18 protein-coding genes are annotated in these 23,108 nt (G+C 64.7%); 11 read left to right on the forward strand and 7 right to left on the reverse strand.

Translation table 11 applies throughout. From position 1 onward, the window contains the following. The coding region (locus ASH01S_RS07955) for a sugar phosphate isomerase family (protein ID WP_505578022.1) at positions 1 to 767 on the reverse strand (767 nt) is incomplete at its 3' end. A gap of 440 nt (positions 768 to 1,207) precedes the next feature. On the opposite strand from ASH01S_RS07955, the gene ASH01S_RS07960 reads away from it, so the two are divergent. The 10 genes from ASH01S_RS07960 (at position 1,208) to ASH01S_RS08005 (ending at position 13,742) form a co-directional block, all read left to right on the forward strand. After that, the gene (locus ASH01S_RS07960) at positions 1,208 to 2,236 is read left to right on the forward strand and encodes a sulfate ABC transporter substrate-binding protein (RefSeq protein WP_067926212.1); all 1,029 of its coding nucleotides are present in this window, start codon (positions 1,208 to 1,210) and stop codon (positions 2,234 to 2,236) included. A gap of 9 nt (positions 2,237 to 2,245) precedes the next feature. After that, positions 2,246 to 3,118 carry an ABC transporter permease gene (locus tag ASH01S_RS07965; RefSeq protein WP_067926215.1) on the forward strand — a complete coding sequence of 291 codons (873 nt, stop codon included), beginning with the start codon at positions 2,246 to 2,248 and terminating at the stop codon, positions 3,116 to 3,118. Continuing rightward, a complete protein-coding gene (locus tag ASH01S_RS07970; RefSeq protein ID WP_245628983.1) occupies positions 3,115 to 3,915 on the forward strand; it encodes a sulfate ABC transporter permease subunit in 801 nt (266 codons plus the stop codon). Before ASH01S_RS07965 ends, ASH01S_RS07970 begins: the two co-directional genes overlap by 4 nt. Continuing rightward, positions 3,912 to 4,943: a sulfate/molybdate ABC transporter ATP-binding protein gene (locus ASH01S_RS07975; protein WP_067926217.1), complete on the forward strand. Its 1,032-nt coding sequence runs from the start codon at positions 3,912 to 3,914 to the stop codon at positions 4,941 to 4,943. The genes ASH01S_RS07970 and ASH01S_RS07975 overlap by 4 nt, the downstream gene beginning before the upstream one ends. Before the next feature lie 113 nt (positions 4,944 to 5,056). Next, positions 5,057 to 8,107 carry a sigma 54-interacting transcriptional regulator gene (locus ASH01S_RS07980; RefSeq protein WP_067926220.1) on the forward strand — a complete coding sequence of 1,017 codons (3,051 nt, stop codon included), beginning with the start codon at positions 5,057 to 5,059 and terminating at the stop codon, positions 8,105 to 8,107. After that, positions 8,104 to 8,598, forward strand: coding sequence for a PTS sugar transporter subunit IIB (locus ASH01S_RS07985; protein ID WP_067926223.1), 495 nt, complete (start codon positions 8,104 to 8,106; stop codon positions 8,596 to 8,598). Before ASH01S_RS07980 ends, ASH01S_RS07985 begins: the two co-directional genes overlap by 4 nt. A gap of 3 nt (positions 8,599 to 8,601) precedes the next feature. Further along, entirely contained in the window at positions 8,602 to 10,188 is a 1,587-nt protein-coding gene (locus ASH01S_RS07990) for a mannose/fructose/sorbose family PTS transporter subunit IIC (protein WP_067926226.1), read from the forward strand. A 292-nt stretch (positions 10,189 to 10,480) separates the two neighbouring features. Further along, positions 10,481 to 11,575 carry a sugar ABC transporter substrate-binding protein gene (locus ASH01S_RS07995; protein WP_067926229.1) on the forward strand — a complete coding sequence of 365 codons (1,095 nt, stop codon included), beginning with the start codon at positions 10,481 to 10,483 and terminating at the stop codon, positions 11,573 to 11,575. A 140-nt stretch (positions 11,576 to 11,715) separates the two neighbouring features. Further along, positions 11,716 to 12,525: an ATP-binding cassette domain-containing protein gene (locus tag ASH01S_RS08000; protein ID WP_067926231.1), complete on the forward strand. Its 810-nt coding sequence runs from the start codon at positions 11,716 to 11,718 to the stop codon at positions 12,523 to 12,525. Continuing rightward, entirely contained in the window at positions 12,522 to 13,742 is a 1,221-nt protein-coding gene (locus ASH01S_RS08005; RefSeq protein ID WP_067926234.1) for a sugar ABC transporter permease, read from the forward strand. Before ASH01S_RS08000 ends, ASH01S_RS08005 begins: the two co-directional genes overlap by 4 nt. A 27-nt stretch (positions 13,743 to 13,769) precedes the next feature. Here the strand turns inward: ASH01S_RS08005 and ASH01S_RS08010 are convergent, their stop codons facing one another. From ASH01S_RS08010 to ASH01S_RS08025, 4 genes are all read right to left on the reverse strand, one after another. After that, complete coding sequence (locus ASH01S_RS08010) at positions 13,770 to 15,977, reverse strand: YhgE/Pip domain-containing protein (RefSeq protein ID WP_067926237.1); 2,208 nt, start codon at positions 15,975 to 15,977, stop codon at positions 13,770 to 13,772. After that, the gene (locus ASH01S_RS08015) at positions 15,949 to 16,599 is read right to left on the reverse strand and encodes an ATP-binding cassette domain-containing protein (RefSeq protein WP_245628985.1); all 651 of its coding nucleotides are present in this window, start codon (positions 16,597 to 16,599) and stop codon (positions 15,949 to 15,951) included. Before ASH01S_RS08015 ends, ASH01S_RS08010 begins: the two co-directional genes overlap by 29 nt. Before the next feature lie 168 nt (positions 16,600 to 16,767). After that, a complete protein-coding gene (locus ASH01S_RS08020) occupies positions 16,768 to 18,204 on the reverse strand; it encodes an amino acid permease (RefSeq protein WP_067926242.1) in 1,437 nt (478 codons plus the stop codon). A 166-nt stretch (positions 18,205 to 18,370) separates the two neighbouring features. Continuing rightward, positions 18,371 to 19,033, reverse strand: coding sequence for an SGNH/GDSL hydrolase family protein (locus ASH01S_RS08025; RefSeq protein ID WP_067926244.1), 663 nt, complete (start codon positions 19,031 to 19,033; stop codon positions 18,371 to 18,373). Positions 19,034 to 19,183: 150 nt separating this feature from the next. Between ASH01S_RS08025 and ASH01S_RS17900 the strand changes: the two genes are divergently transcribed. Continuing rightward, positions 19,184 to 20,497, forward strand: a complete 1,314-nt coding sequence (locus ASH01S_RS17900) for a C40 family peptidase (protein ID WP_245628984.1) — start codon at positions 19,184 to 19,186, stop codon at positions 20,495 to 20,497. Here ASH01S_RS17900 and nadB read toward each other — a convergent pair. Then, a complete protein-coding gene (gene nadB / locus ASH01S_RS08035) occupies positions 20,472 to 22,145 on the reverse strand; it encodes an L-aspartate oxidase (RefSeq protein WP_067926246.1) in 1,674 nt (557 codons plus the stop codon). The genes ASH01S_RS17900 and nadB overlap by 26 nt on opposite strands. After that, positions 22,142 to 22,987, reverse strand: coding sequence for a carboxylating nicotinate-nucleotide diphosphorylase (gene nadC, locus ASH01S_RS08040; protein ID WP_067926249.1), 846 nt, complete (start codon positions 22,985 to 22,987; stop codon positions 22,142 to 22,144). The genes nadB and nadC overlap by 4 nt, the downstream gene beginning before the upstream one ends. Between the last annotated feature and the right edge of the window lie 121 nt (positions 22,988 to 23,108).

Genomic DNA, 23,108 nt, shown 5'->3' on the forward strand with positions numbered 1-23,108 from the left:
GGCAGGCGCCCCCGCCGCACCTCGTGTTCGAAAAAGTCGACCAGGTGTTCAGCCATCCGCTTCGTGTCCGCGTCGGCGGGCGCGATCTCGACAAAGTGGTCGTCCCTGTCCGTCACCACCACCCCCACGATCTTGTCGGGGTTGACCGGGATGTACGGCGTGCCGATGCGCTGGTCCACCCGGCACAGGGGAATCGGCTGCCGGTGCGGGCGCGGCCCGGGGATGAACACGTCGTGCATGCCCTCCAGCGACTCCGGTTGGTGGACGTTCAGCTCGACCACGATCTTATCCGCGATCTGCGCGAAGGTCGGCGAATTGCCGACCGACGTGGACGGCACGATGCAGCCGTCTTCCGTGATGGCGACCGCCTCCAGGATGGCGACATCCAGCCGTCCGAGTTCACCGGCGCGAATCCACTCTACCGTCTCGCCCAGGTGTTGATCCACATACATCACGTCCCCGCGGTTGATGGACGCGCGCATGTGCGATTCCGACTGGAACGGCAGGCGCCGGGCTATCACCCCGGCATCGGCCAGTACGCGGTCTACTTCTTCGGCGACGGATGCGCCCGTCCACAGCTTGATGCGCAGCCGCTCCCCGGTGTGCTGCACTCGTTCGGCCAGCGCCATCGGGACCGCCTTGGCGTCACCGGCTCGCGTGAACCCGCTGATGCCCACCGTCATGCCGTCCTGAATGTAGGCCGCCGCCTCCTCAGCCGATAGGATGCGTGACCTCAGCTGTGGGTTCCGTATCCTGTCTTCGTACATGGTGCCACCACCACCTGTACCTGGGATTTGATGTTCCGGCCGTTTGGCCGCGGTGTCACGTGTTTGGGCTGACATCTGTACCAAGTGCGGCCATTCGGCCGCTTCACGTTCAGGCTAGCAGACAACGGCCGCCGCAGCATGACCCGCTTGAGCGATGCCGCCGCGCGCAAGGATCAGTTCAACCGGCTGGCCCCGCCCGATTCGCCCGGGTGGTGGCTGGAGGCGGTCCATCCGGGGGATGCCGAGGTGCGGATGGCCCATTGACGAGGGCCGCAGGAAAAGATAGAATACCTACTATACAAATCAAGATAATGAAGATGTGCATGTGCCGACTCGACCACGAGAGGCGACCAAAGCGGGGTACCTTGCCCTTGGTCTGCCTCTTTTTGCGTTTTGCAGACCGAGGACGAAGGCGGGTCCATTTGGAGGGAGAGAACAAAATGCGCAAGTATCTCATGGGGGTCATGACGCTGGGCTTGGTGCTGGTGAGTGGCTGCGGGACGGCAGCCAATTCCGGCAACAGCGCGAGTCAAGGTAGTGGACAGACGAGCAGCCAGGCAAAAACCGTGACGCTGACCTTCGGATCGTACAGTACGACGAAGCAGGTTTACGAGAATCAAATTTTCCCGGCGTTCCAGAAGTACTGGCGGGCGAAGACAGGGCAGAACGTGAAGTTCGACGCCTCCTTCGACGCCTCGGGTGCCGAGGCGCGGTCCATCGTCAACGGCTTGCCGGTGGACGTCGCGGCCTTGTCCCTGGCGGACGACATCGACAAGATTCAACAAGCCGGGCTGATTACGCACAACTGGCAGGCGGACAAGTATCACGGCATGGTCACCGACTCGATTGTCGCCATTGGCGTCCGCAAGGGGAATCCAAAACACATCCAGAGCTGGTCGGATTTGACGAAGCCGGGTGTGGTGGTGGACCTGCCGAATCCGCAGACCTCCGGCGGGGCGAAGTGGGACATCACAGCGATTTACGGGGCCGGCCAGGAGACGGGCAACGGCAAGGGCCTGCTGGCCTCGATTGTGAAGAACGTAAAAGTTCTGGATAAATCGGGCGAGGCTTCGATGAGCACGTTTGAGAGTGGGGTCGGCGACGCGGTGGTTGGCTACGAGGACGACATCCTGCGCGAGAGTCATCACTTGAAGTCGTTTTCGGAGGTCGTGCCCAGTTCCACATTGTTGATTGAAAATCCGGTAGCGGTGGTGGACAAGAACGTCGACCGACACGGCAACCGCAAGGTGGCAGAGGCGTTTGTGCAGTTCCTGCGTTCACCGGAGGCGCAGAAGATCTTTGTCCGCAACGGTTTCCGCCCGGTCAACCCGGCGGTCAAGGTGCCGCAGAGCTACACGACGCCGCCGCACCTGTTCACCATTGAATCGCTCGGCGGGTGGGGCAAAGTGGACGACAAACTGTTCTCGGACAACGGCCTCTTCAACCAGGTGTTGGCGGCCAAGAAATGAGTGATGCACATGACGACGAACCTGGCCATACCGGGATGGCGATGGATGGCCGGGGTGGTTTGCGGTTATCTGCTGCTGTTGGTGGTCTGCCCGGTTGGAGCCATCGTCCGGCAGGCGTTTTCCGGCGGGGTAGGGGGATTCTTTCACGCGCTCGCCAGCCCGATTGGCGCAGGCGCTCTCCTTTTGAGCTGTTGGACCGCGGCGGTCGCGGCGGTTATCAACGCGGTCATGGGCACATGCACCGCGTATCTCATCGCCCGCAAACACCTGCCGGGGCGAAGGGTGGTCAGCGCCCTGATTGATTTGCCCCTGGCCGTGCCGACCACCGTCGGCGGCTTGATGTTGGTCCTGGCGTACTCCCCCGCCACGCGCATCGGAGGTTGGCTGGCGGCCCATCATGTGAATCTCGTCTATTCCCGCACCGGCATCGTGCTGGCGATGGCGTTTGTCACCTTCCCGTTCGCGGTGCGCACGGTGGAGCCGCTAGTGGACTCCCTGGACGTGTCCCTGGAGGAAGCGGCCCTCACTTTGGGGGCGTCGCGCCTGCGCGTGTTTTGGCAGGTGCTGTGGCCGACGCTCTGGCCGGGGGTCGTGACCGGGTTGTCTCTTTGCTTCAGCCGCGGACTGGCCGAGTTCGGCGCCGTCGTTTTGGCGTCCGGCAACCTCCCCTTGCGCACCGAGGTGGCGCCGGTGTACCTGTACGGGCTGCTGGAAAACAACGAGACCAGCGGCGCCGCCGCCGTGTCGGTGACGCTGTTGGCGCTGTCGGTGCTGGGATTGGTGGTGCCGCTGTGTCGGCCGCGCCAGTGGTGGAAGCGCCTGACGGAGCCGCGCGGGCGCAGGGTTCACAACAATGAACAGGTGGGAGAGGCCAGCGTATGAAGCTGCGGATGGCTCTCAGCGCCGGAGTGTACGTGTGGTTTTTGGTTCTCATCTTCATTCCGGCGGTCACGATGGTCGAAGGCGCGCTGTCGCACGGATTGAGTGGGTTTTTCGCGCAGGTGCTGCGACCGGAGGCCCTGTCTGCGCTGCGGCTGTCGTTTCTCATCACGGCGTTGACGCTCCTTATCAACCTGCCGCTTGGGGTCATCACCGCCCTGCTCATTGCGCGCAGGTCGTTTCCCGGTTGGCAGGTGGTGAACGCGGTGGTGGACCTGCCCTTCGCCCTCTCTCCGGTGATTGCAGGGTTGGCCCTGCTCCTGGTGTACGGTCCGAACACGCTGCTGGGCGCCTTCTTGCAAAATCATGGTGTGAAGGTGATGTTTGCCCTGCCGGGCATGGTTCTGACGACGTTGCTGGTCACCTTCCCGCTCGTGGTGCGGGAGTTGGTGCCGTTGCTGCGCCAGCTGGGAATCAGACAGGAGGAGGCGGCGTGGACGCTCGGGGCGTCGGCGTGGCGGACGTTCTGGTTGGTCACGTTGCCGCGCATCCGCTTCGGCCTGGGATACAGCGCGGTTTTGACGATTGCGCGGGCCCTGGGCGAATTTGGCGCGGTCTTGGTGGTGTCGGGGAATCTGGTGGGCGTCACGCAGACCGCCACACTGTATGTGTACCAAGCCACCGAAAACAACGACCTGCAGGCGGCCGACGCCGTGTCCACCGTGTTGGCTATGGTCTCGTTTGTGATTCTCATCCTCATGCAGGTGTTCAAGGGTCGGGGGGAAGGACGGATCTCATGACGATTCAGGTGACAAACCTTGTCAAACGGTTTGCGTCCGGGACGGCGGCGCTGCAGGACGTCAGCTTTTCCGTGCGTGAGGGGGAAATGATAGGGCTGCTCGGTCCCAGCGGCAGCGGGAAGACGACGCTGTTGCGCATGATTGCCGGGTTGGACAGGCAGACCGCGGGGGAAATCCGTATCCGCGGCCAAGTTGTCGACAACCTGCCGGCCCAGCGGCGCGGGGTCGGTTTTGTCTTCCAGAACTACGCCCTCTTTCAGCATATGACGGTATTCTCCAACATCGCCTTTGGCCTGCGGGTGAAGCGGTTGGGGAAGCGGGAGATCCAGGACCGGGTGATGCGCCTGTTGCGGCTGGTGCGCTTGGAGGGATACGAAGACCGCTATCCCCACCAGTTGTCCGGCGGCCAGGCGCAGCGCGTGGCGCTGGCCCGCGCCCTCGCTCCGGAGCCGAGCGTGCTGCTCTTGGACGAACCGTTTGCCGCCGTCGACACGAAGATCCGCAAAGAATTGCGCCGCTGGGTGCGGCAGATTCACGATGAGATCGGCATTACCAGCATCTTTGTCACGCATGACCAGGAGGAGGCGCTGGAGATAGCAGATCGAGTGCTGGTCATGCACCAGGGGCGGGTGGAGCAATTTGCGACTCCACAGGAGGTTTGGGAACGGCCCTTGAGCCCGTTTGTGGCCGGCTTTCTCGGGGATGTCAACGAGGGCGCGGCGACGGTGCGTGACCGGCAGGTGCAGCTGTGGGGCCACGCCTTTCCCGCCACTGAGTTCGCCGAGGGAGAGCGCGTGCGGGTGTTCGTCCGGCCGTCCGACATCGACCTGGGGCCGACCGCACCGGATGCCGTTCTGGCTCAGGTGCGCGAGGCGGTGTGGGCGGGGGAACGGACGCAGGTGCGGGTGCAGCTGGCGGATCAATCGACCCTGCAGGTGTCGCTGCCCAGCGACCGGAGCGTGGACCTTACACCCGGTCAATCCGTGTCTGTGTGCATCCGCAAGTTCCAAATATTTACCGAATCGTAAACTCACGCCTCGCTTCGGCTCGCCGCCTTGTTCTCCTCGCGATTCGCAAGACAGTTCATGATATAATGAGATCAATTTCCCATACCAGGTTCTCGTGAGGAGCAGTGCGGAAAGTGAGCCGTCGAGACACGGTCCTGGCTGCAGTGGTCAAACTGACGCGGCAACGTGGGGCGCAGACGCGGGCATCGGACGGCGAGGGGTTCACCACCGCGGAAATCGCCGATGTGGCCGGGTGTCTGCGCGCAAACTGCAGCGCTGAATTGAATGCGCTCGTACGCGCCGGCCTGCTGGCCAAACGGCGGGGCCGGCCGGTGCGCTACTATTTGACTGGGGATGGCCTGGCCTCCACCGGTCTCTCCAGTCTGCTCGGGCCTGTCGAAGGTGCCGTTGCGCCCCTGAAGAAAACGCTTACGCCCGCGCGGTCGGACGTTTCCTTGCGGCGTCCGCACCTGGAGGATGACTTCGACTGGGGAGTCGGTGCCGAGAGAAGCCTGCGCGACGCCGTACAGCAGGCCAAAATGGCCCTCACGTATCCCCCGCACGGAATGCATATCCTCCTGTTGGGCGAGACAGGGGTGGGCAAGTCGTCGTTTTCGGAGAAAATGCACCGCTATGCCGCGTCGTTTGGGGTGTTGGACGAGGACGCCCCGTTGGTCGCGTTCAACTGCGCCGAATACGCCAGCAATCCGGAGATCCTGTTGGATCAGCTGTTCGGGCACGCCCGCGGCGCCTACACAGGCGCCCATCAGGACCGGCCCGGTCTCGTGGAACGGGCCGATGGCGGCATGCTCTTTCTCGACGAGGTGCACCGGCTGCCGCCCCAGGGCCAGGAGATGCTGTTCCACCTGCTGGATTATGGCGAGTTCCGGCGCATCGGCGAGACCGAGGTCTGGCGCAAGGCGCGCGTGCTGCTGGTGGCTGCGACCACGGAGTCGCCGGAGTCGGCGCTGCTGGCGACATTTCGCCGCCGCATTCCGGTGGTGATTCGTCTGCCTGCGCTCCGGGACTGGGAACTGAGGGACCGATTTGATCTCATCTACCACCTCTGCCTGGAGGAAGCGCGCAGTCTCGGCCGCCCGCTGCATCTGCCCGGGCCGTCGCTGGATATCCTGCTGTTTTCCCGCTTCGCGTCGAACATCGGGGAGTTGAAGAACACCCTGAAGCTGGCCTGCGCGCGGGCGTACAACCGGACGCTCAGCCGCCGGACAGACGCCGCCGGACAGACGCCGGACGCCAGAGACCACGGTTCTCAGGAGGCCATCGAGATTCTGCCGGAACACCTGGTCATCGCCCCGGCGGACGGCGTCAACCGGCCGCTCTTCCGCACCCTGATGCGATCCGTGGACATGCGGGTGGACCCAGGCGTCGACCGGCCGCCGAGCTTTCCGATGATGGAGGCGGATTCCATCTACGTTAAGCTCGATAGGCTCGGTCGGACGCTGCAGGAGTTGGGGTTTGCGACGGAGGAGATCCTCGACGTCCTGGAGCGGGAGCTGAAGCGGCAGCGGGCGCCGTCCGGGGAGACCCCCGTGTCGGTTGACGAACTCCGGCAGTTTGTGGGCGAGTCGTTTTACTCCGCCGTTTGCCGGGCCTGGGAGGAAATTGATCCGGAGTTTCCGTATCCGGACACCCAGGCCGCTTTCCTGCGCGTCGCCATGCACCTGTTCGGCGTGGTCCGGTCCGACAGCACGGTGTCAACCGCTGCGTCTTCATCGCGTCGATCCTTGTTTGACATCGTCGAAGGGGTGCGCAAGGAGTCGCCACATGCCTACCAGCTCTCGCGGAAATTTCTCGAGGCCTTCGAGACCTTCAGCGGTGTGCAGCTGCCGCCGGAGGAAACCGCCATTGTGGCCATGCTGTTCCGACCATCCACCCCCGAGCAGGGCAAGGCGGTCGCGATTGTGGTGGCCCTGTTCGGCGATTCGGTTGCAACGGAGATGGTACGGACCGCGCTGCAGCTGGTCTGCGACGAGGATATCGCGGCGTTGAACATCCCGGTGCAGACACCCCAGGATGTCATGGAGACGATGCTGAACAAGACCCTGGAGACGGTGGACACCACCCGCGGCGTGCTTCTGCTCACCAACGTTCCACGCCTGGCGGAACTCGACGGTGCCACGGTGGCGGGCGGTGTGCCCATCCGCGCCATCACGCGGCCGGACCTTCATACGGTGGTGACTGCGCTGCACATCCACCGGGACAACCGGCTGGAGTTGGACGATATGGCGTCATGGCTCAAGGCGCACAACCGCTCCCGGTCTTTGCCGACGCCGCAGACCACGCGCGTCGTCTGGGCCTGCTGCCTGACCGGGAAAGGAACGGCGCGGGCGGTGGAACGGCTGATTCGCGAGGCGCTCCCGGCCGAGTTACGGGGCCAGGTACGCGTGGTGGCGAAAGAACTTGGCCCCGCCCAGGGCCCAGATCTGGAACCGGAGGCGAATCTGGCGGCTGTGGTGGGGTCCATCAACCCAGGGCTGGTGGGGGTGCCGTTCTTCTCCGTGGAAACCCTGTTCAGCCGCGAGGGGATCTCGCAGCTTCTTGGCGTATTGTCTCTCGGCCAGGCTTCGGCGGCGCCTGACCGGGCGCATCGTGAGACCGGGGACGCCGAAGATTCAGCCCCGTCGTCCGATCCGGACGCTTCCGCGGCGCCTGTGCCGGATGCCGGGGGCTCCTGGTCCGACCAAGTCGTGTCCGCCGGCGGCAACCAAGCAGGGAAATCCTCCACGCCGTCGCAGTCCGCGGCTGAGCCGGCCACGGAGCAGGACGAGATGACGGCCCGGCTGGAGCAGCACGTATATAACCTGTTGAAACGAAACCTGGTGTTCGTCAACCCGGACCTGGCGCTGGGAGTCGTCCGCGAAATGTGGCGCCGCATCGTCCAGGGGACGGCGGAGAGCGCCCTCAATGCGGCACTCAGCCCGGAGACCTATGCCCGGTTTTGCCTGCATACCGCGTACGTGATTGAACGGTGCGTGCGCAACGAGCACGTCCCGCACCCGTACGCCGGCCAGATCGCGGCCCGCTATCCGAACGAGTGGCATCAGCTGCAGGCAGCGTGGGAACCGGTGCAAGAGACGTTTCGCGTGTCCGTGCACCCGGACGAACTGGCCTACCTGTTCGAGCTGGTCTTCTCCGATCACGAAGTCGAGGTGTTTCAATCGTGAGCGGCCAGCAGAGTCTGTTCGTGAGAGTGGACGACCGGCTGATTCACGGCCAGGTGGTGACCACTTGGGTGCGGAGTCTGGGTGTGAGGACCATTTGGGTGATGAGCGACCGGGCCGCCAATGAGCCGATTGAAGTGGTTCTGCTCAAATCGTCCGTCCCTTCTCACCTCGACCTGGAAGTGTACACGGTGGAGCAGACCGTGGAGGCTTGGCAGCGGCGCCGTCCGTCAGGCCCTGTGCTGCTGTTGGCGGAGTTCCTGCAAGACGTTCTGTATCTGTGCGAGAGCGGCGTGGACATCGACCAAATCAACCTCGGCGGCATGCGCTACAAGCCGGGGTACGCGGCGCTCAGCAAGGCGGTGTATGTCGGCGAGGCGGAAGCCGCCGCGCTGCAGGCCTTGGAGGCGCGTGGCGTGGAGGCGTATATCCGCGTGGTACCAAGCGACGCAAAAGTGGACGCCTACGAACGGCTCCGGCAAAGGTGGCATTGATGGATGGCGGTCTGGCAGGTTGTCGCGGTGGCTGTGATTGCCGCTGTGGCCGGAATGGAGAGCGTCTTGGACGAATGGCAGTGGCACCGGCCGTTGTTGGCCTGCACCCTCATCGGGTTGGTGCTCGGGCATGTGGGGACCGGTATGGCCGTCGGTGCCACCCTGGAGCTGACCGCCTTGGGCTGGATGAATATCGGCGCCTCACAATCGCCGGATACGGCCCTGGCCAGCGTGATCTCGGCCGTACTCGCCATCAGGGCGGGCAACGACGTGAACCAAGCCATTGCGATTGCCATCCCGCTGGCAGTTGCCGGCAATCTGCTCACCGTGCTCGTCCGCACCCTCACCATTTACTTTCAGCACCTGTCGGATCGCATGTCCATCGACAATGAACAGACCGCGCTGTTCCGCCTGAACTTCGCCGCCCTGTCCCTGCAGGCGCTTCGCGTCGCCGTGCCCAGCGTGTTGTTCACTATTTTTGTCAGCCCGGCGATGATGGACAGGCTGTTCAGCTTCCTGCCCAAGCCCCTGACCGACGGCTTCACGGCCGCCAGCGGCTTCATCGTCGTCGTCGGTTACGCCATGGTCATCCGCTCGCTGCAGGTGGACAAGCTGATGCCGTACTTTTTTCTGGGTTTCTTAGCCGCTGACTTTTCCAACATCACGCTGGTCGCCATGGGCATTCTGGCGGTCGCCGTGGCGTGGCTGCACGTGCGCGTCTGGGCTCGGCACGATGCGCCCGGAGCCGATTTGCCGGCGGAGGAGGAATCGGCGCCCGCGTCCATTCGCCGCCTGCCGTCTGCCGTCCTCTGGCGCGTGTTCTGGCGCAGCCAATTGCTGCAGGCCTCCTGGAACTACGAGCGCATGCAGGGAATGGGTTACGCCTACATTGTGGAGCCGACGCTCAACTTTTTCTTTCCCGAACCCGAGGTGCGTCTGGCGCGCAAGCTGCGGCATGTCGAATTTTTCAACACCCAGCCGTACGTCGCCAACATCGTCGTGGGCATCAACCTGGCGCTGGAGGAGCGGCTGCAGACGGGAGACCCCAGATACGACCGGCTCGTCACGTCCATTAAACTGGGCATGATGGGGCCTCTCGCAGGCGTCGGAGACTCCATCTTCTGGGGGACGCTGCGCCCTCTATTGGCCTCGCTCGGCGCCACCATCGCCCTGACGGGCAACATCCTCGGCCCCATCCTGTTCTTTGTCGGCTGGAACATCCTGCGCCTGGCTGTGCGCTGGAGCCTGCTCCAGTACGGGTACCAGCTGGGCGTGCGGATCGTCAACGTCATCGCCACCGGCGTGCTGCGCCAGGTCACCGAAATGGCCACCATCGTCGGCCTGATTGTCATGGGCGCGCTGGTCGCCGACTGGGCGAGCATCCACTTCGCCATCCATTGGCAGGTCGGCCATGGCCAGACGATGAGTCTCACCCAGCTGCTGAACGGGCTGTTCCCGAAGCTGCCTGAACTGCTGCTGGTGCTCGGGGTCTTGTGGCTGCTGCGCAAAGGCTGGAGCAGTGTCTGGGTGATTCTGCTGCTGTTCTCCCTCGGCATCGTCGGAGTCTATGCCCACGTGCTGGCGGCCTGAACCTGCCGGCTCTTTTGTCTCATGCTCTCCATCCACTCTCGACCTACGAGCCTCCATCACGGTCTGCCCGCACACGCTCCGCCCGAGGCGACCGGCGCTTGGCTCTCTCGGCCATCTGTCTCAATCTGTATTGAAGTGTATCGTTGTGTATCGGGACGATCCGCTCGAGCCTGCGCCATCCTTGCACCATCCTTTAGGCAGCTGCCCATCATCTGTATTGGCACGATATTTGCCAAATATCTTTGGCGGAGCATCATCCATTCATAACTCTTCATTTCAAGGGGGCTGTCGCATGAAGCCAAGACTATGGACAGCCGCAGGCATCGCCGCGATGATAACGCTTACGGTCACAGCCTGCGGGTCAGGCTCCGGCAACAGCGGAGGGAACAACACGGCATCCGGCGGATCCAGCGGATCCGGCGGAGCCAAGGGCACGATTGCCCTGTTGCTGCCGGACACCACATCCTCTCCGCGTTGGGAGACACAAGACAAGCCAGACTTTGAAAAAGAGGTCAAGAAACTGGATCCCAACGCCAAAGTGATCTATGAAAACGCGCAGGCCAGCAGCAGCACGCAGCAACAGCAGGCGGAATCCGCCATGACCAACGGTGCCAAGGTGCTTGTAATCTGCCCGGTGGATTCCAAGGCGGCTGCGACCATTGTCAACGAAGCGCACCAGCAGGGGGTCAAGGTAATCTCGTACGACCGCATGATCACGAACTCACCCGTCGACTACTATGTCTCCTTCGACAACGAAAAGGTGGGCGAGCTGCAGGGACAGTACATCGCCGACCACACGAAGAAGGGCGGCACCATCGTGATGATTGACGGCGCCGCGACCGACAACAACGCCTTGCAGTTCAAGGCCGGCGCTCACAAGGTGCTCGACCCGCTGATTAAGAAGGGAACTTTCAAGCTGGGCTACGAGTCCATGACACCGGATTGGGATCCGTCCAACGCTCTGCGCGAGATGGAGCAGGCGATGACGCGGTTGAACAACCATGTGGACGGCGTCCTGGCCGCCAATGACAGCCTGGCGGGGGCGGTCATCCAGGCGCTCAAAGCGCAGGGTCTAGCTGGCAAGGTGCCGGTGACAGGCCAGGATGCCACCAACGCGGGGCTGCACGACATCATGCAGGGCACCCAGTCGATGACCGTGTACAAGGCGGTTCCCAAAGAGACTTCCGCCGCAGCGCAGCTCGCTGTGGACCTGTTGGCCGGGAAGAAGCCGGCCTCCTCGCTGGTGAGCGGTTCTGTGAACAACGGGACTAAGGACGTGCCCGCCGTACTTCTGCAACCGGTCGCCGTGACGAAGTCCAACATCCAGAGCACGGTCATCAAAGACGGATATACGACGATGGAGCAGATCAAGCACCCGTCCTCCTGAGCAGTCATCGGCCTATCCTCATGGCGGACGGTCACCCAGGGGAAGGAGAAGGGGGCGGACGGGGCCGCCAGGTTGCCCGTCCGCGTGCCCACGGCTTGCTGACCAACAAGGTTCATCAACAAGGTTAAGGTGGTTGGACGATGGCAGATACAGTACAGACGCAGAGCGGACAGGACAGGCACGGCACGCCTCCCCTCTTGTCGGTGCGGCACTTGAAGAAGCGGTTCGGCGCGGTGCAAGCCCTGCGGGACGTGTCACTGGACGTACACAGGGGTGAGGTGGTCGCGCTCGTAGGCGACAACGGCGCCGGAAAGTCAACCACCATCAAGATCATTTCCGGGGTCGAGTTCCCCGACGAAGGGGAAATCTTCTTTGAGGGCAGCCGCGTCACGCTGTCCACGCCGGCTGACTCGGAAGCGCTCGGCATTCAGACCGTTTATCAGGACCTGGCCCTGTGTGACAACCTGGACATCGTGTCCAACCTGTACCTGGGCCGGGAGCTGTATCGGACCATCATCCCGGGTGTCATCCGGGTGATGAATCACGCCGAAATGGAGAAGAACGCGATACCGGTGCTGAAGAGACTCGGTATCAACCTGCCCCCATTGAACACATCGGTGGCCAGTCTGTCTGGTGGGCAAAGGCAGACGGTGGCCGTGGCCCGCGCCGTGCTCTGGGGCTCCAAACTGGTCATCCTGGACGAACCCACGGCGGCACTCGGCGTGGCGCAGACGCGGGCGGTGCTCGACTTGGTCAAACGCCTGGCCGAGTCCGGCGTCGGGGTGTTGGTCATCTCCCACAACCTGTCGGATGTGTTTGAAGTCGCCGACCGCATCGTCGTTCTCCGTCTGGGTCAAACGGTCGCCAATTACGTCACATCCGAAGTATCCGGAGAAAAGGTCGTCGCTGCCATCACCGGCGCCACGGAAGAGGAGGTCGTTCCCCGATGAAGGTCGTCGCCGCCGATTCGGCCAATCCAACTGCAGAGGCTTCCGGGCGCCGCTCCCTCGCGGACCGGCTGAGGCTCCGGTTTGCGTCCGGCGATCTCGGCCTCATCCCGGTGATCATCGCCCTGGTCGTCATCTGGATTGTGTTTGAGCTTGTCAACAGCCACTTTCTCACCGGCCGCAACATCTCTAATCTGATTTTGCAATCGGTCGAGATTGGCCTGTTGGGCATTGGGGAAACGTTCATTCTGCTGCTGGGCGAGATAGACCTGTCCATCGCCGCCGTGAGCGGTGTCGCCGCCGCCATCCTGGTCCTGCTCTCTTCAGCGGGGCTGAATCCTTGGCTGGCGATTGTGGCGTCCCTGGCGGCAGGAGCGGTTCTGGGCGTCTTCCAGGGGGTCTGGGTGACCTTGGTGGGTGTTCCCGCCTTCATTGTCACACTGGCAGGGTCCCTCGGGTACCAGGGGTTTCTGCTGGCCATGTTGGGCGACGCGGGAACGGTTCCGATTGAAAACTCCACCCTGCTGGGCCTTGCCACCACCTACGTGTCCGGTGTGTACGCGTGGATCTTGGCCCTGCTTGGCGTGCTGGTGTATCTCTGGGCGCTCATGCAGCGGAGGGCGGCGCGGCTGCGCTTCGAGCTTGACAGGGTGCCGGATTTGGGGTCCATCGGCGCGCGCGTGATAGCGCTGGCGGTGGTCAGCGCGCTCATCGTCCTGGCCCTCAACACGTATCGCGGCATCCCGGTGGCCGGACTGGTGCTGATTGTGCTCATCGTCATCTTCTCGTTCGTGACCCAGTCCACACGCTTTGGGCGCCACGTCTATGCCCTGGGCGGGCACAGGGAGGCGGCGCGCAGGGCCGGCATCCGCGTGAAACACGTCCGCATCGCCGTCTTCACCCTGGCCGGGGTGTTCGGCGCCGCCGGCGGCATCATGGGCGCTTCGCGCCTGGGGTCTGCCTCGCCGGCATCCGGCGGCGGCAACCTGCTGCTGGACTCCATCGCGGCCGCCGTGATCGGCGGAACCAGTCTGTTTGGTGGCCGAGGCAGCGTTTGGAACGCGCTGGCCGGGGCGCTGGTCATCGGGAGCGTCGAAAACGGCATGGACCTGCTCAGCGCCCCGTCCAGCACCAAGTATCTGGTGGAAGGCGGCATCCTGCTGGTGGCCGTCACCATCGACACCTTGACGCGCCGCCGGCGCGCCAAAGCCGGGCGTTAAGGAAAGCCTGCGCTTAGGCCGGCTGCCTCACGACACCAGGGTGTCCGGGGCGTGCAGCTGCTCGGGTTTCACGCGGCGGACATGCATCAGCACCATCAGCGCCAGGGACCCGACGAAGAACAGGCCGTGTACGCCGATATTGACCCAGGCGTCATGATGGCTCGGGAACGCAATCAGGTTGCGCAGGCCCGAAACCGCATAGGTCATCGGCAGGTACGGATGAATGGCCTGGAAGAACGAGGGTACCAGCTGGATAGGGAACGTTCCGCCCGACGATGTCAGCTGCAAGATGAGCACCACAATCCCGGCCACCCGCCCGGGGCCCGATTTGAGCACGGACAACAGCATGCCGATGACCGTGATGTCGGTCAGCGAGACGCCGATAGAGAACAGGTAGAATCCAGGCACCGTGGTCACCGTCAGTCCCAGCCCGTAGAGGACGACGGTGGCCGCGATGACCGCCTGCAGTACGCCGATGCCCCACAGCACGCACAGTTTCCCCAGCGTCACTGTCAGCGGCGAGACGGGGGACAGGCGCCAGCGCGCCTCGCGCAGCGGCACCAGGAAGTACAGCAGCAAGGCCCCCACCCACAAGCTGAGCGGCAGGAAGTAGGGGGCCAATCCGGGGCCGTACTTGCCCACCGGGTTTATCGGCCGCGTCTGCGCCGCAACCGCGCCGCTCATCACGTCCGCCTTTTTGTCCGGCTGGCTCATCCTGCCCGGCACCGCGTCCTTCAGCTTGCTGGCCAATTCATTCTGGGCGTCGTTCAGCTTCGCCATCCCGGAGGCGACCGAGCGGCCGCCTGAAGCCGCGTCGTCCAATCCGGAGGCCAGCGACGTCGCCCCGCTGTGCGCACTGACGAGGCCGCTGTGCAGCTGGTTGGCGCCTGCCTGCAGCTGCCCCGCCGCCCCGGCAATTTGCGCCAACGAGGTGTGTGCGGTCGTCAGCCCCGTCTGCAGCTGCTCCAGCGCTCCGTCCAGCTGGCCGACACTCTGGCTGAACCGGCGGGTGGCGCTGGCGGCCTGCCCCAGTTGGTTCGATAACTGGCCCAAGCCCTGCGTCAGTTGCGCCTGACCAGCGTTTTCCTGATTGAGACTGGAGGCGAGCGTGTGCGCGCCGCTCTGCAGCCGCCCCAAACTGTCGCTGAGCTGTTTTGATCCGTCCCGCGCCTGGCTCAGGGCGGAGAGGGCGGCTGCGACGTGCGGATCGTCCGCAGGCGCCTGCTCCAGGGTGGAGATGGCCGCTTCGATGCCGGACTGCACCTGGGCGGCGCCGCTGACGGCCTGGCCCAGCCCGGTGTCCAATCCGGCCGCGCCGCTGGCCGCGTCCGCGCTGCCCTGTTGCAGCTGCCGGCTGGCGGCTTGCATCTGCCCGGCGCTGCTGCTGGCCTGCTGCATGCCTCGGGCCAGCTCGCTCGAGGGCCCGGCAGCTGGCGCTATCTGTCGCCGAATCTGGCCGACGCTGCCGGCGGCTTGGGCGATGCCGGCGTTGACCTGATTGGCGCCGCTGGCCATCTGCCCGGCGCCGCCGGCCAACGATTGGCTGCCCCTCTCCAGCTGGGCCAGCGCGGCGGCGAGCTGGTGCGCCCCGTCGTCGGCCTGATTAACCCCTTGGCTCAGCTGTTGGCTGCCGCTGACCAGCGGCTTGCCGGCGCGGGCGATTTGCCCGGCGCTTCGCGCCGCCTTGCTGACGCCGCCCGACGCTTGACCGACCATATCGAGCAGGCGGGAGATGAACTGCCGGCTGAACTGCTGCTTCAGCTGCGCCGCGATGTCGTCCTCGACGCGGGAGACAATCTGCCCGGCCAGATAGTTCTGGCCCTGGTTGGGGATGAAGACCAGTTTCGCCTTGTGCGGATGGTCGCTGTTGACGCTGAGGACATCCCGGGTGAACGAGCGCGGGATGTCCAATTCCATGTAGTAACGGCCATGTTCAAGACCGTCCCGCGCCTGGCTGGCGCTGACCCGGTGCCACTCCAGCGTCTGCCCGTCGACGAGCGATTTGGCCAAGTCGGCACCGTAGTTGACGTGTCGGCCGTCGAGCCGGCCCCCTTCGTCCTCGTTGACCACTGCCACCGGCAGACGGTCGAGGTGGCCGTACGGATCCCAAAACGCCCACAGGTACAGCGCGCTGTAGAGCAAGGGCAGCAGGCACATCGCCAGCAGCCCCACCCGCATCAGTCGGTTGCGCCAGATGCGCTTGGCCTCAACGCGAATCACGGCCCACAGGTTCACCCCGGTGCACCTCCCCCTTCGCGATGTCCACCACCACGTCGGCCACCGCCGCGTGTACGCTGTCGACCGTCGTGTACAGAACTCCGACGCCTTCCGCTGCGATTTTGCGGAGCAAGGCGGCTGTCTGCGACCACTGCTCCACCGACAGGCCCTGGTCCGGCTCATCCAGGAGCACAAACTGCGGCCGGTGCACGCAGGTAATCGCGAGGGCGGCGCGCAGGGCCGTGAACGCGTCGAGGTCCTTGATGCGCCGGCGGGCGGCCGCCTCCAAGCCAAAACGGCGCAGCTCGTCGGCGACCCGCTGGCGGACAGCGGGGACCCGGTACAGGCGAGCCTGGAAGGTCAGGTGCTCCTGCACGGTCAGCGTGTCAAACAGCGGCGCCAGGACGGGGATGGGCCCCAGTCCTACCTCACGCCACCCAGGTGGACGCGCGCTGTCGGCGTCCGGGCCAATGCCCACGCGGCCGGCCGCCGGCTTGAGTTGGCCGGCTGCGCACAGGAGCAGCGAGGACTTGCCGCTGTTGGAAGGGCCGACGATGGCCGCCGTCTCGCCCGGGGCGAGAGCAAAGGACAGGTCCTCGCAAAAGCGACGGGACGGCGGCCCCAGCGTAAGGCGTTGCACGAACAACGGCAATTCTACCACCTGGCTTTCATCAGCCTGGACGCAAATCCACCAGGACAAAATGACATGATGTCAGTTGTGACGTTGAGCATCATACCACAGTATGTGAAAAAGTCCAGTCCCCTATCGGGACTGGACTTTTCCGGCAGGTGGTGGGCGGGGAGATCCCTACGCGGCCGATCCGCCCTTTTTCATGGCCGTCGACGTCTGCTGCCGGCGGCGCGAGGAGATGACAAACGGAAAGAAGAAGATACCGCAAAAGATGAGACCTACGCCGAACAAGAATGTGTGCAGATCGGCGGTGCCCGCCTTGACCACCCAGGCCGAGTAGATGACCCCGAGCGCCGCGATGACCAAGTCGCCGATGCGCTGCCGGCCCTGGCCGCCGTAAGTCTCCCCCGACATCGTCAGCTTGAGCTGGTACACGGTGGCGATGATGTAGGGCACCAGATAGGACAGCGTGGCCACGAAGGTGACAAAATCGAATGCCTTGGCGATAGAGTGCGAGATGGTCGAAAAGATGAACGCCTGCGCCATGATATTGGTGATGGTCAACGACACGACCGGCGACTTGCGCCGGTTTTCGCGCCCGAACGCACTCGGGAACAGCCCTTGGCGGCTGGCCTGGTACGCCACTTCGGCACTAAGCAGCACCCATCCCACGGTCGATCCGGCCAGACATACGATGCCGACGAGCGCCATGACGTAGCTGCCAACCGGTCCGATGGCGACCGACAGCGTGTCCACCAGCGGCTTGTCGGTGTGCACCAGCTGCGATTGTGGTAGCACGCCCATGGTCAGAATCGAGATGCTCATGTAGATGATGACCGTCAGCACCAGCCCGAGCACCGTCGCCCGCTTGATGTCCCCCTGCCTGCGCGCCCGCGCCGAGAACACCACGGCCGACTCGACTCCGACAAACGCCCACAAGGTTGAAACCAGCGCGTGCCCCGCTTGGCCAAACAGGCCAAACGTCTGTCCGCCGTCGCTCTTTACCGCGGCGAACGGGACGATGTTCGCCTTGTGGAAGACGAACAGGCTCACCGCGATGAAAAACACAAATCCAATCACCTTGGCGCTGGTCGCGACCAGGTTCACGCGCCCCGCGTTTTCCACCCCGCGCAGAATCAGCCCGTGCACCAGCCAAAGCAGGGCCGTGCAGACGAAAAACGTCACCAGGTTGCCCACGCTCACCGTGAACGGACCTGCAAAAAACAACGGTGTTGTATCGTTAAGGACGGGGAAAAAGGTGGACAGATAGCCGGCAAACGTCGTGATGATGGCGACGTTGCCTGCCCAGTTGGCCACCCAGTAGCCCCACGAAACCAGATAACCGGCCAGCGTCGACGCGGTGGATCCGTCCCGAAACAACGCCTTGGCGTACATCTGCGGCCCGCCGGCGAGTTCCGGCTTGCGCATCGCCAGGTTGCCGAAGACCAGAGCAATCATCATGACCCCCGCGCCGGTGAGCGCCCAGGCGAGGACGCTCCCGGCCGGGCTGGCCACCCCCGCCAACTGCCTAGGCAGCATAAAAATTCCTGATCCCACCATGTTGCCGACGACCAAGGCTGTCAGCAACCAAACGCCAAGCTTGCCGTCACGCATCGCAGAGACCTCCTGAAAAGCGGTCAGAGGTCGAACCCCTTTCGCCTGTTAAAGAAATAACGTAGTACACTATACAACCTTGCGATGCGTACGGCAACGCTCAGCGGACAGGGAATTGTCGTAAGCCGAGGATGGTATGAGGCAAGGCGGTGTCCGGATGCCGCCCTTACTGTCCGCGGCGGTTGAAGTCGAAGCCGACGGCGTCGAGGAAGGCGCGCGCCAGCACCGTGTGTCCGGCCAGGTCGGGATGCACGCGGTCGAGCGCGATGGACGACGGGTACGTGTGCGCCCACAGCTTGTCGAAAGCGGCCTGGGTATCGACGAATACGGCGTTCAGGTCGTCCGCCACTCGCTTCACAATGCGGCCGTATTCGTCCATCCGCCGGCGCATCGCGTCTTCCTTGTTGGGCTCCAGGTAAAACGGTGTCATCAGCACCAGACCGGACAAGCGGTAGCGCACCTGGCCGAGCAGGGTGCGCAGGGTCTGTTCGTACTCCTCGGGCAGCACGTGCAACTCGGGTTGCAGCGGGTGGTCAAACTGGCGCCATACATCGTTGATGCCAATCATTACCGACAGCCAATCCGGGTGGAGGTCCAGCACATCCGTCTGCCAGCGTGCCGCCAGGTGGCGCACCGTGTCGCCGCCGATGCCCATGTTCACGACGCGGACGCCAAGTTCTGGATAGGCAGCGCGCAGCCACCCGTCCACCAGCGCCACGTAGCCGCTGCCCAACGCCGCCGAGGATCCTTCGCCGACCGGGCGCTGGCGCCCGCAGTCGGTAATGGAATCCCCAATCATCACCAGCTTCTGTCCTGCCTGAAGGCGCATATGTATATTCCTCCTTTTCGCTAATCGATAAATCTCTATACTTTTCGACGCCCTATGCGCACCTCCTGCCGATGTGGGGCCGCGTTCTCGCATGGATTCGCCTGCCGCAGCGAACCCTGAACCCAGGTAAACCTCAAGGAGGTGAAGTCGATGGCGCATGTTGCCAAATCGGGCCTGTGGCGGCTTACCGCCTGTGCGCTGCTGGCGGCTTTGGCCGCAGGCGGATGCGGCGGCCAAAGCGGACCCGGCGCTCCTAGTACGCAAAACCGTACGACGGGCAGCGGCATGGCCGGCCATTTCGGCAACTCCCTGGCTCAGCGGGCGCCCCAGACCTCGACCGCTGCCGCTGGCTCCGTAGCTCGCGTCACCGGCAAGGACTATAACGCGCACACCCACACCGTCCGTCTGCAGCTGCAGCGCGCAGGTACCGTGGCGTCCGCTCCCCGGCCGGCGGGGCTGGGGCAGGTCGAGGACACCGTGGACCTGTCGGATCGCACCGGTATCATTAACTACGTCACCGCCAACTTTCCCACCCAGGACGTGCGCCACGTCCAGCTGATCTTTGAGTCGGCGGGACCGCGGCGGACGCCGGCGGGCTCGTTGGCCAGCGCGACAGCGGCCACGCAGTACGTCGTGACCAACCACGGCTGGGTCAGCTACCACCAGCAGCCGAGCATCGGCAGCGCCGTGCTGGGGCGGCTGGAGCCCGGGGACAAAGCGCCCTTGCTGCGCAAGGTGAGCGACGCCTGGTACGAGATCCGCTGGCAGGACCGGAACGTCTACATCACCGCCAATCCACAATACACCCACATCGTGAGCGACAGTTTGGGTGGGACAACGGGCGGATCGACTACCATCGACGTGCCGGCCGACCAAGCGGCGCCAGCCACGCCGAGCCCGGCGACGACGCGAGCCAACGCGGGGACGTTGGGACACGGTGGCCATGCGGGCGCCGGCAGTACTGGCGTGGGGAACCTGCCGTCGGACATCCAAGGACGTGGGACGACCGCGCGCGTGCCCATCCCGCCGCCGGGGTGCACGCTCGACTCCAACCTGCGTCCGCTGGCGGGGACGAACGCCTCCGTGGAGGACAAGACCGACGCCGTCCTCTCGGTGGCCAAAAGCAAGCTCGGCACGCCCTATGTGTGGGGGCACAACGAGGACGAAGGGCAGACCGGGTTTGACTGCAGCAACTTTGTCGAGTACGTGTTCCACCACGCCCTCGGGTATCAGTTCACGACGGCCAGCCGCAAACAGTATCAGTCGGTCGGGGTGACCATCCCGACGGACCGGATGCAACCCGGCGATATTCTCATCTTCAACCAGGGCGGCCACGTCGGGATTTACGCCGGGGATGGAAAAATGATTCAAGAGGGCGGAGGCCTCGGCAAGGTCGGCTATTTGAGTGTTCAGCCAGGAAGTTACTGGCGGGATCACCTCACGGTTGTGCGGCGGATGTATTGACCAGAGAAGCGGCCGCCGACTCGGTGCACCCGGGGGCGGCCGTCGCGCTGGCGGTGCGGGGGACGTCGTCTGTGCCGTGCCGCTCCCAGACGATGACGGCGTCGTCCCAGGCGGAACTTGTCTCCGGCGCGTCGCTGCGGAAGTGGGCGCCGCGGCTCTCGTCGCGCAGCCGGGCCGCCCGCAGGATGAGCGTGGCCAGGGTGACGGCCGGCGAATCCGGACGTTGGGCGGCCAGGTCGGCCACTCGCCGCAGCCCGGAGGTGAGATTCGCCTCGTCGCGCACAATGCCGCCGGCGGTCCAGAGAATCTGGCGCACCTCGTTCAGCAGCGGCTCGTCGTCGGGACGGATTTCGACCTGCTCTTCCGCCTCGCCTGGGCCTGCACCGGCGGCCCCTGTCCATCGCGGCGCCTGGTCAGCGGCCGGCGTGTTCCGGCGCGCTGTCATCCCTTCAATCCGCCCGTCCGCGCCCCTTGTTTCCCGGCTGCGCCAATGGGCGGCGCACTCGTGGGCCATCAGCAGGCACTCCAAGAGCGAATTGCTGGCCAAGCGGTTGGCCCCGTGCACTCCGGTGCAGGCGGCCTCACCCAGCACGAACAACCCGGGCAGCGAGGTGCGCCCGGACAGGTCCGCCCGGATGCCGCCCATGAAAAAGTGGGCGGCCGGCGCGACCGGAAAGGGATCTCTGGCGGGATGGATGCCACACTCCGCGAGCCGTTGGGCGATGGTCGGGAAGTGGTCGGCAAAATCGGCCACCCTGCGCGCGTCCAAAAACACCCGCCCGCCGGTGAGCAGGCGCTGGTGGATCTGACGCGCCACCACATCGCGCGGTTCCAGGTCCTGGCGAGGGAAGGTGGCCATCAAAGGCTCTCCGCGTTCGTCGATGAGGCGGGCGCCGGCGCCACGGACCGCCTCCGAGATGAGAAAACGGGGGTTGCCGGGCACGTCCAGCACGGTGGGGTGAAACTGGACAAACTCCATGTTGGCTGCCTGCGCTCCGGCCCGATAGGCCAGCGCGATGCCGCTGCCGACGGCGCCCTGCGGATTGCTTGTGTAGGGGTAGAGCTGGCCGATGCCGCCGCTGGCCAGGATGACGGCGCGGCGCGCGTAGACGATGACCGTCCGCCCCCGGCGTAGGCCGGACACACCGACCACACGCCCTCCCGACAGGAGCAGGCCGCGCACCTGCATGTCGGTCCAACAGGCAAGATTGGGCTGCCGTGAGGCCGCTTCGCGCACGGCCTGAAGCAGGTGGCGCCCTGTGGCGTCTCCGCCGGCGTGCCAGATGCGCGGCTGCGAGTGCGCCCCCTCCAGGCCGAGCCGCACCTGTCCCGCTTCGTCACGGTCAAAGGCCGCGCCGATGCTGGCCAGCCACGCCATCAGCTGCGGCGCCCGCTCGGCCAGGCGCTGGACGTGGCGGGCGTCACACAGCCCCTTGCCGGCCGCCAGCGTGTCCAGCGCATGCAGGCGCGGGGAGTCACTATCCCGCGTGGCGGCGGCCACGCCCCCCTGCGCAGCCCACGAGTTGCTGCCCTCCGGCGGGGTTTGGGACACCTGCAGGACCTCGGAAAACTCGGCCAGCAGCCAGCTGGCGGTGGTGCCGGCCAACCCTGATCCGACCACGACAAAGTCGCACACCTCGCGCGTCATAGTTCCACATCCAATCCCACATCGACGCTGACCGCCTGATGGGTCAGTGCTCCCATGGAGACGTAGTCGACGCCCGTCCGCCCTATCGCAGGCAGCCGTTCCAGGGTTACGTTGCCCGACGCTTCCAGCGGCACTTTGCCCGCCGTGATGGCGACGGCTTGGGCCAGCGTGTCGTTGTCCATGTTATCGAGCAGGATGATGTCGGCCCCGGCGGCCAGCGCTTCACGCAGCTGCTCCAGGGTGTCCACCTCCACCTCAATCTTCGGCGCCAGGCCAATCCTTGTCCGCGCCAGGGCGACGGCCGCAGCCACCCCGCCCGCCAGCGCGACGTGGTTGTCCTTGATGAGCACCATGTCGTCCAGTCCCTGCCGATGGTTGACCCCGCCGCCGACGGCCACCGCGTACTTCTCCAGCGCCCGCCAGCCGGGGGTGGTCTTGCGGGTGTCGAGCAGTTTTGTCCGCGTACCGGCCAGCTGTGCGACCGCGGTCCGGGTCAGCGTCGCCACCCCGGACAGGCGCGCCAGGAAGTTGAGCGCCGTGCGCTCGGCGGTCAGGATGGAGCGGGCCAAACCCTCCAGCCGGCACACTTGGGTCGTCCCCTCGACGTCCGTACCTTCTTCGACCAGCCGGGTCACAGTGACGTCCGGATCGAACGCCGCAAACACGGCTTCCACCACCGGCAGCCCAGCTACCCGAGCGGGACCCTGGACGCGAATGGTGGCGACGGCCGACAGGTCGGCCGGCACAATGGCCTCCGAGGTGAGATCGCCGCGGCCCGCGTCTTCCGCCAACGCCAGTTGAATCAACGATTGCACAGCTGTGAGTTGCCCGAGCCGAGTCAAGCCTATCGTCCCCTTTGTGCTGTCGGAATGGAGAGAAAGGGATGAGACCGGTTCTGTCTGGAATCCCTTCGAATGTCCGTTGCTGATTCTGTATATACAATAGTCTTTACAATCGGCTGGA

Source organism: Alicyclobacillus shizuokensis NBRC 103103 (assembly GCF_001552255.1).
GTDB lineage: Bacteria > Bacillota > Bacilli > Alicyclobacillales > Alicyclobacillaceae > Alicyclobacillus_G > Alicyclobacillus_G shizuokensis.